General features: G+C 73.3%; 9 protein-coding genes. All 9 read left to right on the top strand.

The window, feature by feature from the left end; all coding sequences use genetic code 11:
• Window positions 1–184: 184 nt before the first annotated feature.
• Window positions 185–1051, top strand: a complete 867-nt coding sequence (locus tag Q7T52_RS15415; protein ID WP_304804013.1) for an SDR family oxidoreductase — start codon at window positions 185–187, stop codon at window positions 1049–1051.
• Window positions 1048–1572 (top strand): carboxymuconolactone decarboxylase family protein, encoded by a 525-nt coding sequence (locus Q7T52_RS15410; RefSeq protein ID WP_304804011.1) that lies wholly within the window; start codon window positions 1048–1050, stop codon window positions 1570–1572. The genes Q7T52_RS15415 and Q7T52_RS15410 overlap by 4 nt, the downstream gene beginning before the upstream one ends.
• 51 nt (window positions 1573–1623) lie before the next feature.
• Window positions 1624–2955 (top strand): aldehyde dehydrogenase family protein, encoded by a 1332-nt coding sequence (locus Q7T52_RS15405; protein WP_304804009.1) that lies wholly within the window; start codon window positions 1624–1626, stop codon window positions 2953–2955.
• A gap of 235 nt (window positions 2956–3190) precedes the next feature.
• A complete protein-coding gene (uvrB, locus tag Q7T52_RS15400; RefSeq protein ID WP_304804008.1) occupies window positions 3191–5317 on the top strand; it encodes an excinuclease ABC subunit UvrB in 2127 nt (708 codons plus the stop codon).
• 250 nt (window positions 5318–5567) lie between these two features.
• Window positions 5568–6407, top strand: a complete 840-nt coding sequence (locus tag Q7T52_RS15395; protein WP_304804006.1) for a hypothetical protein — start codon at window positions 5568–5570, stop codon at window positions 6405–6407.
• A complete protein-coding gene (locus tag Q7T52_RS15390; protein WP_304804004.1) occupies window positions 6407–7240 on the top strand; it encodes a hypothetical protein in 834 nt (277 codons plus the stop codon). Before Q7T52_RS15395 ends, Q7T52_RS15390 begins: the two co-directional genes overlap by 1 nt.
• Window positions 7241–7282: 42 nt before the next feature.
• Window positions 7283–8578, top strand: coding sequence for a nitrate/nitrite transporter (locus Q7T52_RS15385; protein ID WP_304804003.1), 1296 nt, complete (start codon window positions 7283–7285; stop codon window positions 8576–8578).
• On the top strand, window positions 8575–8919 hold the full coding sequence (locus tag Q7T52_RS15380; RefSeq protein ID WP_304804001.1) for a hypothetical protein: 345 nt from the start codon (window positions 8575–8577) through the stop codon (window positions 8917–8919). Before Q7T52_RS15385 ends, Q7T52_RS15380 begins: the two co-directional genes overlap by 4 nt.
• 114 nt (window positions 8920–9033) lie before the next feature.
• A partial coding sequence (locus Q7T52_RS15375; protein WP_304803999.1) for a hypothetical protein occupies window positions 9034–9346 on the top strand: 313 nt, incomplete at its 3' end.

Below are 9346 nucleotides of genomic sequence, written 5' to 3'. Positions count from 1 at the left end.
GGCAACTACGAGATCAACGTCGAGATCATCGACGCCGGCCTCGCCGCTCAGCTCGAGGCGGTCTTCCGCACCGACGAGTCCAACTGCGCGCCGCTCACCAGCGCCGAGTGGGAGACCCGCGACCTGCACCGCAAGTTCACCGAGTTCTTCCTGGCGCCGCTGCGCCCGCTGCTCTAGGACCGCTGTGGGCGTCCGACGGTTCCGCAGCCTCGACGGCGTCAAGGTCTTCGTCACCGGCGCCGCCAGCGGGATCGGCCGGGCGGTGGCCGAGCAGGCGGCCGCCGAGGGGGCCGTGCTGCACCTCACCGACGTGCAGGCCGGGCCGCTCGCCGAGGTCGCCGGCCGGCTCGGGGCGGCGTACGCCGAACCCGTCGACCTCACCGACCACGACGCCGTCGTGGCGGCGACCGACCGGCTCACCGCCGGGCGCGGTCCGATGGACGTCGTCCTCAACGTCGCCGGCATCTCGACGTGGGGGACGGTGTCGAGCCTCGAGCACGACGACTGGCGCCGCCTCGTCGAGGTCAACCTGATGGGCCCGATCCACGTCATCGAGCGGCTCGTGCCACCCATGGTCGACGCCGGTCGCGGCGGCCACCTCGTCAACGTCTCGTCGGCCGCCGGGGTCATCGGGATGCCGTGGCACGCGGCCTACAGCGCCTCGAAGTTCGGGCTGCGCGGAGTCTCCGAGGTGCTCCGCTTCGACCTGCGCCCGCACGGCATCGGCGTCAGCCTCGTCGTCCCGGGCGGGGTCGCGACGCCGCTGACCAACACGGTGCGGATCGCAGGCGTCAACAAGGAGAGCCCGGCCTTCCGCCGAGCCCACGCCGGGTTCCGGCGCCGCGCGGTGACGCCCGAGCAAGCGGCGTCGGCCATCTGGGACGGCGTACGACGCAACCGCTACTGGGTCTACACCTCGCCCGACGTGCGCGCGATCCACGCGGTGCAGCGGCACGTCCCCCTCGCCTACACGCTCGCGATGCGGGCGATGAACCGCGCCGCCAACCGGGCGCTGCCCGACGTCGAGCGTGCCCGGCGGGTGGGGCCGTGAGCGCCCGGGTCGCGCCGGGGCGCGGCCCCGCCGTGAGGGCGTTCGCGGCGCTCGCGGGCCGCCGGGTCGGTACGGCGCCGCCCGCGGTCTTCCTCACCCTCGGCCGTCACCAGCGCGTGTTCTGGCCGTGGCTCGCGTTTGCCGGATCACTGCTCTCGGGCGGTCGGCTGTCACGCGCCGACACCGAGCTGGTGGTGCTGCGGGTGGCCACGCTGTGCGGCTCCGACTACGAGCTGTCGCAGCACCGGCGGATCGCCCGGGCGGCGGGGCTGACCCGTGACGACGTCGACCGGGTCGCCGACGGCCCCGACGCTGCGGGGTGGACGCCGACCCAGCGGCTGCTGCTGCGGGTGGTCGACGCGCTGCACGCCGACGAGGACCTCGACGACGCGACGTGGGCCGAGCTCGTCGCGGCCTTCGACGAGCCGCGCGCCCTGGAGGTGGTCCTGCTCGCCGGGCACTACCGGATGCTCGCCACGGCGCTCCGGACCTTCCGCGTCGAGCCGGACGAGCGGCGCTGACCCGCGCGCGTCCTGCCCGGCCCTCCGGTCCCGCTGTGACACCGTGGACGCGTGCCGGTCTCCACCTTCGACGCCGTCGACCGCAGCGACGGCAGCGTCCTCGGCTCGTTCCCGATGTGCGGCGACGCCGAGGTGCGGGCCGCGCTGCTGCTCGCCCGTGAGGCGTCGCCCGCGTGGGCTTCGGCGTCGGTGGGCGCGCGGTGCCGCATGCTCCGCTCCTGGCGGGGCGAGCTCTGGCGCTCGTCGGCGCGGCTGGCCGAGCTGCTCCACCGTGAGGCAGGGCTCGGCTTCGACGACGCGATGCTCGAGGTGCTGCAGACCGTCGAGCACCTCCGTTGGGTCGAGGGCCACGCGAGCGGCGCTCTCGCGTCGACCTCGGTCTCCCACGGCCTGCTCAGCCCCGAGCTCGGCGCCACCTCGACGTGGGTGCCCGAGGGCGTCGTCGGGGTCGTCGCCTCCGGCCGCCCCTCGCTCTACGCCGCCGCGTCGGCCGTCGCCTGCGCCCTCGCCGCCGGCAACGCCGTCGTCGTGCAGCCCAGCGGCCGGCTGACCGCGACCCTCGCGGCCTACGTCGAGGCGTTCGCCGTCGCCCACCCCGACGCTCCCGCCGGCATCCTGCAGGTCCTGACGGGCGACGACGCCACGGCCGTGACCCTGGCCGGCACGCCGCTCGACCGGGTCTGCTTCCTCGGCTCCCCGGTCGCCGGGGTGCGCGTGAGCACCGCCGCCGCCCGCGCCCTCGTGCCCGTCACCGTCGTGCCCGTCGTCGCGCCGGTGACCCTCGTCGCCCCCGACGCCGACCTCGACGCCGCAGCCGCGGCCGTGGCGGAGCTGGCGCGATCCGGCCGCGGTGACGACGAGCCCGGCCCCGAGGTCTTCGTCGCGCCGTCGGTGCTCGACGACTTCACCGAGGCGCTGCGCCTGGCCGGGGCCGGGTCGACGGCCCGGCGCGGGGTCCTCGCCCGGGCGATGGGTCGCCGTACGGGCCCGGCTGAGCTCGCCGCCCCCGTCGGCGCGGTCAGGGTCCAGAGCGCTCCGGGCTTCGAGGTGCTGGTCGAGCGCCTCCAGGGCCACCCCTCGGCCCAGGTCGCGGTCCACTCCGCGCGCCACGGCCGGCACCTCGCCGAGCTGCTGACCGCCGCCGAGATCACCGTCAACGTCCCCGCCGCCACCGCCGGCGAGCTGCCCCGCGCCGCGCTCGGCTCTCGCGGCTACGGCCCGTTCGCGGGCGAGAACGGCCTCCGCACCTTCGCCCGCACCCGCACCACGACCGCCAAGCGGCGGCTGCCGGTCCCCGTCGCCCCCGTCGAGCTCCTCCTCGCCACCCCGGCCGGCCGGGTCGCCACGCGGCTGCTGCTCCACGTGCGGCACTCGCTCGACTGAGCCGCCGTCGTCGACGTGCCTCGTGTGGTGGCGTCGGGTGGGTCGGCTGTGGGGATCTCGACCCGCCGGGCCGTAGCCGGCCCGTCGGCTCGATCACCGTGGAGCGAGGACACAGTGGCGCCGTCCGTGTCGGGACCTCCGCAGCCGTACCTAGGCCGACCCGATCACCGTGCCGGGGAGGGGTCCACGTCCGGCTCGCCCCCAGGTTGTCGGTGGTCGCGTCTACGCTCGAGTCATGCGTCCTGTCACCGACCTCGAGCGCCGTGTCGCCCCCTTCAAGGTCATCTCCGACTACTCACCGTCCGGCGACCAGCCGGCGGCGATCAAGGAGATCACCCACCGGGTCGAGGGGGGCGTGCAGGACGTCGTGCTCCTCGGTGCGACCGGCACCGGCAAGACCGCGACGGTCGCGTGGGTGGCCGAGCAGGTGCAGCGCCCGATGCTGGTGCTCCAGCCCAACAAGACGCTCGCGGCGCAGTTCGCCAACGAGCTGCGGCAGCTGTTCCCCGACAACGCGGTCGAGTACTTCGTCTCCTACTACGACTACTACCAGCCCGAGGCCTACGTCCCCCAGACCGACACCTACATCGAGAAGGACTCCTCGGTCAACGAGGAGGTCGAGCGGCTGCGCCACTCGGCGACCAACTCGCTGCTGACCCGGCGCGACGTGATCGTGGTCTCGACGGTCTCGTGCATCTACGGCCTCGGCACCCCCCAGGAATACGTCGACCGCATGCTGCGGCTGCGCGTCGGCGAGGAGCGCGACCGCGACTCGATCCTGCGCCAGCTGGTCGAGATCCAATACACACGCAACGACATGTCTTTCACCCGTGGCACCTTCCGGGTGCGCGGCGACACCCTCGAGATCTTCCCGGTCTACGAGGAGCACGCCGTGCGCATCGAGTTCTTCGGTGACGAGATCGAGCGGCTGATGACGCTCCACGCCGTGACGGGCGAGGTGCTCACCGAGGACAAGGAGCTCTACGTCTTCCCGGCCACCCACTACGTCGCAGGTCCGGAGCGGATGGAGCGGGCGATCCGCGGCATCGAGGCCGAGCTCGAGGAGCAGCTCGCGACGTTCGAGCGCCAGGGCAAGATGCTCGAGGCCCAGCGGCTGCGCATGCGCACGACCTACGACATCGAGATGATGCGCCAGGTGGGGTCCTGCGCCGGCATCGAGAACTACTCGATGCACATGGACGGCCGCACCCGCGGCTCCGCGCCCAACTGCCTGCTCGACTACTTCCCCGAGGACTACATCGTCGTCGTCGACGAGTCCCACGTCGCGGTCCCGCAGATCGGCGGCATGTACGAGGGCGACATGTCCCGCAAGCGCAACCTCGTCGACCACGGCTTCCGGCTCCCGAGCGCGATGGACAACCGGCCGCTGCGCTGGGAGGAGTTCCTCGAGCGGATCGGCCAGACGATCTACCTGTCCGCCACCCCCGGCAACTACGAGCTCGACAAGGTCGAGGGCGACGTGGTCGAGCAGATCATCCGCCCGACCGGCCTCATCGACCCCGAGGTGGTCATCCGCCCCACCAAGGGCCAGATCGACGACCTCATCCACGAGATCCGCACCCGCGCCGACAAGAACGAGCGGGTCCTCGTCACCACCCTGACCAAGAAGATGTCCGAGGACCTCACCGACTACCTCCTCGACGCCGGCATCCGCACCCGCTACCTCCACTCCGAGGTCGACACCCTGCGCCGCATCGAGCTGCTGCGCGAGCTGCGGATGGGTGAGTACGACGTCCTCGTCGGCATCAACCTGCTCCGCGAGGGTCTCGACCTGCCCGAGGTGTCGCTGGTCTCGATCCTCGACGCCGACAAGGAGGGCTTCCTCCGCTCCGACAAGTCGCTCATCCAGACCATCGGCCGCGCGGCCCGCAACGTCTCCGGCCAGGTGCACATGTACGCCGACAAGATCACGCCCTCCATGGAGAAGGCGATCGACGAGACCAACCGGCGTCGCGAGAAGCAGGTCGCCTACAACACCGCCCACGGCGTCGACCCGCAGCCGCTGCGCAAGAAGATCGCCGACATCACCGAGATGCTGCAGCGCGACAACGAGGACACCCAGGCTCTGCTCCAGACCTGGGCCGGCACGGCCGCCAAGGGCCGGGCCGGAGGGGCGAAGGCGCGCCAGACCGTCCCGGTGCTCGGCGAGAAGGCCTCCGGCCACCACGCCAAGGACCTCGCGGGCCTGCCCAGCTCCGAGCTCGCCCTGCTCATCCAGGACCTCACCGACCAGATGAAGCAGGCCGCCGTGGAGCTGCAGTTCGAGCTCGCAGCGCGCCTCCGCGACGAGATCAACGACCTCAAGAAGGAGCTCCGCCAGATGATGGAGGCGACCAAGTGAGTCTGGTCGCTCCGGGGCGGCTCGCTCCGCGGTCCCGCTGGTCTCTCGGAGGGCTGCCGCGACGTGGGCGGGCGGGGCCGACCGGACCGGGGGCCGCCCCTCCGCTCTGCGCGCCCTGTGGCCCGGTCGTGCTCGGATAGGGGCGCCGGGCGCCCAGTTCGCGCGCCCTGTCAACAGACGGGGTCCCCGGGACGTTGTCACAGGAGTCGGTACCACCACCGACCCTGGATCCGTCCCGGAAGGCCCCATCATGCGCTCGCTCACCCGCGCCCTGCTCGTCCCCACCGTCCTGGCCGCCGTCGCGGCCGGCGCCTCCCTGACCACCGGCGTCTCGGCCACCGCCGCCGACGCCCCCGACCGCAGTGCCGTCGCCTCGGCGCGCGCCGGGAAGTACACCGCGACCATCAAGGCCAGCCGCGTCTCGCTCGACGTCGGCGAGCGGCTCGTCCTCTCCGGCAAGGTCGCCCCGGCCAAGCGCGGCACCGTCGTCAAGCTGCAGAAGCGGCTCGAGGGCCGCACGTGGGTCGCCGAGGCGACCCTGCGCACCACCGCGTCCGGCGCCTACTCCTACAACGACCGCCCGACCACCGCCGGCAAGCGGACCTACCGGGTCGTCGTACCCGCGACGCCGGGGCGGGCCAAGGGCACGAGCAAGCCGGTCGCCGTCACGCTGTTCCGGTGGCAGGACCTCACCCTGGTCAAGTCGCGCGCGGGCAGCGCGACCCGGGTCACGACCTCGATCGCCGTCAACGGGGCGACCTATGCGCGCGGGCTCGCCGGCTACACCTCCTACGACGAGGGCTTCGTCGACTGGAACTTCGCCCGGCGCTGCACCTCGCTGCGCGCCCGGTTCGGCAACGGTGACGAGTCGGCCGACACCGCCACCGCCAACATCCAGCTGGTCGTCGACGGCACCCCCGTCTTCACCGACTCGTTCGGCCTCACCGAGTCCACCGTCCAGACCATCAACGTGACCAACGCGTTCCGCGTCGCGTTCAAGTGGACGTCGAGCAACGTGACCGGCACGCCGGAGAACCAGTCCGGCGCGGAGGCCGTGATGGCGGTGCCGCTCGTGCGCTGCAGCTTCTGATGCCGTCGAGGCCCCACCGACGCGGCGGCGGCGTCGCGCTCCTGGTGCTCGTGCTGCTCGTCGTCGGGGCACTCGTCGCCCCGGCGCCCGGGAGCGCGTCCGACGCTGCCGTCCGTGCAGGCGACCGTCGAGACGCCCGGCGGAGCGTGACCGTCGCGGTCGACCGCACCCAGGTCGAGGTCGGCCGGGTCCTGGTGGTCCGCGGCCGGGTCACGCCCGCGGTCGCTCGCACCCTCGTCAAGGTCCAGAAGCAGCTCCGGACCGGCGGCCGGTGGGTCACCGAGGCGCAGGTCCGCACCCGCGCCGACGGCCGCTACGCCTACCGCGACCGGCCGAGCACGCCCGGCAGGCGGCACTACCGCGTCGTGGTCCCCGCGACCGCGCGGCACGAGCGACTGCGGACCCGAGCGCTCACCGTCACCGTCTACCGCGCGCACTTCCTGGCCGACCTGCCGGTGCAGGTCCAGGAGTCGACGACCGCGGGCTCGGCGACGATCGACGGCACCACCTATCCACACTCCTCCGTCGGGGCGGCGGACGTGACCACCGGCTTCGTGCAGTGGCGGGTCGCCCGGCGCTGCCGCGGCATTCGCTTCGCGATGGGTGCGGCCGACGACAGCGCGGCCGGGTCGAGCGCCCGGACCGACGTCCTGCTCGACGGTCTCTACTACTTCCGGGAGGTCCACGCGGCCGGGGACGTGGCGGCGCCGCGCTACCTCCGCATCGGCACCAAGGAGCGGATCCGGTTCGCGTGGACCTCGCAGGCCGGCGGCGTCGACGCCGCCGGGGCGCGAGCTGTGCTGGCCGACACCGTGGTGTGGTGCGCGTTCTGACCGGTCCCGCCCACCGGCCGGGCGGGTCGTAGTCTGCGGGGAGTGACGACACCCGAGGCGGCCCCGGGCGGCCGCCTCGCCTACGCGATCTGGGGCGTCGGGCTGGCGACTTACCTGGTCGCGGTCTTCCACCGCAGCTCGCTCGCGGTCGCCGGGTTGCTGGCGACCGAGCGGTTCGACATCTCGGCGTCGCAGCTGGCGACGTTCACGATGATGCAGCTCGTCGTCTATGCGCTGATGCAGGTGCCGGTCGGGCTGCTCGTCGACCGCTACGGACCGCGCACGGTGATGCTGACCGGGACGATCGTGCTCACGGCCGCCCAGGCCGGCTTCGCGCTGGCCGAGACCTATCCGGCGGCGCTCGTGGCCCGGCTGTTCGTCGGGATGGGCGACGCGATGACGTTCATCTGCGTGCTGCGTCTGGTGAGCCGGTGGTTCCCGGTCCGCCGGGTGCCGCTGGTCACGCAGCTCACCGGGACGCTCGGCCAGCTCGGCTCCGTGCTGGCCGCGATCCCCATGACGTTCGCCCTGCGCGAGCTCGGCTGGACCGGTGCCTACCTGACGACGGCCTCGCTCGGCGTGGTGCTGACCGTGGCACTCGTGGTGGTGGTGCGCGACGCCCCGGACCAGCGCCGCCTGGTCGGCCCGCGGCTCTCGCTGGCCGCCGTACGCCGCAGCCTCGCCGCGTCCTGGGCCCACCCGGGCACCCGCCTCGGGTTCTGGATGCACTTCACGGCCCAGTTCAGCTCGACGACCCTCGGCCTGCTCTGGGGCTACCCGTTCCTGGTGCAGGGCGAGGGGCTCTCCGAGGGCACCGCCGGGCTGCTGCTCACCCTCATCGTCGTGGCGATCATGTACGCCGGCCCGCTGCTCGGCTACCTGGTCGGCCGCCACCCCTGGCACCGGTCGTCGATGGTGCTCGTCATCGTCTGGGCCATCGTCGCCGTCTGGACGGCCGTCCTGGCGTGGCCCGGCCAGGCACCGCTGTGGCTCCTGGTCCTGCTCACCCAGGTCGTCGGGCTGGGTGGCCCGGCGTCGGTGATCGGGTTCGACCTGGCCCGCACCTCCAACCCCGCGGAGCGGCTCGCCAGCGCGACCGGGATCATCAACCAGGCCGGCTTCGCGGCCAGCCTGGTCCTGGTCGTCGCCGTCGGGCTCATCCTCGACTGGCGCACCCCCGGCGCCTCGACGGACTACACGCCGGAGGCGTTCCGGTGGGCGATGAGCGCGCAGTACGTGCTGTGGGCGATCGGCCTCGTGCAGATCTACCGCTACCGCCACCGGGCCAGGAGGGTCATCGACCGGGCGGCGCTCGAGGCCGGGGCCGCGGTTACATGACCGACACGCCCAGCAATCCCAGCAAGCCCAGCAAGCCCAGCAAGCCAGGGGTCGAGCACACCGACGACGGTCGCTACATCGTGGTCAAGGGTCGCCGCTGGCGCGCCACCGATCCCGCCATCCCGGACGAGCGGCGCGACGAGCTGCAGCACGTGCTGATGGCGTGGCGGCGCGAGGTGCGCCGGACCAAGGGCACCGACGGGGAGCGGCACTCCCGCGACGGCGTGCAGGCGACCAAGGTCGCCCTGGGGGAGCGCGGCACCCCGTGGTGGGAGCAGAGCGACGCCGAGCGACGGGCGCGCTGGGAGGCCGATGTGCCGACCCCCGAGCCGCGGTCGTGACCTGACCGTCCGCCAGTTTTTACCTGGCGGCCGGTGACGTGGCCGGCTGGCTCGGCTTATCGTCGCGCCAGTCCGCGTGCATCGGGGTGCGCGGCGCGCAGAGCGAGGGACGCCGTGGACACCGAGACCGAGGTGACGTCGGAGGTCCCGCTCGCCGTGCGGTCGGTGCCGGAGTTCGCGTGCGCCACCACCGAGGCTGTCCGCCCACGCCGTGAGCGGCCTCGCCGCGTCCGCTCCGAGCGACCGCGCGGAGGGCGGCCCGCGCTCCTGGTGCTGGGCCTGGTGCTCGCCGTGGTGTCGGCCGGCGCGGGTCTGGTCGTCACGACCCGGGACCCGGAGCTGGTCGCGGTCTCGGCCGCGTCGCGACCGGCGGCGGCCGCTCCCGACGTCGTGGCGCCTCCCGCGTCACCCCCGGCCGTCGTGCGCC

It is taken from the genome of Nocardioides sp. (assembly GCF_030655615.1).
Classification (GTDB): domain Bacteria; phylum Actinomycetota; class Actinomycetes; order Propionibacteriales; family Nocardioidaceae; genus Nocardioides.
This window is presented reverse-complemented; position numbering and strand designations above follow the sequence as displayed.

Coding starts and splice junctions, on each gene's coding strand:
- Q7T52_RS15395 (WP_304804006.1), top strand. CDS start 5,568: ATGCGCTCGCTCACCCGCGCCCTGCTCGTCCCCACCGTCCTGGCCGCC.
- Q7T52_RS15380 (WP_304804001.1), top strand. CDS start 8,575: ATGACCGACACGCCCAGCAATCCCAGCAAGCCCAGCAAGCCCAGCAAG.
- Q7T52_RS15390 (WP_304804004.1), top strand. CDS start 6,407: ATGCCGTCGAGGCCCCACCGACGCGGCGGCGGCGTCGCGCTCCTGGTG.
- uvrB (WP_304804008.1), top strand. CDS start 3,191: ATGCGTCCTGTCACCGACCTCGAGCGCCGTGTCGCCCCCTTCAAGGTC.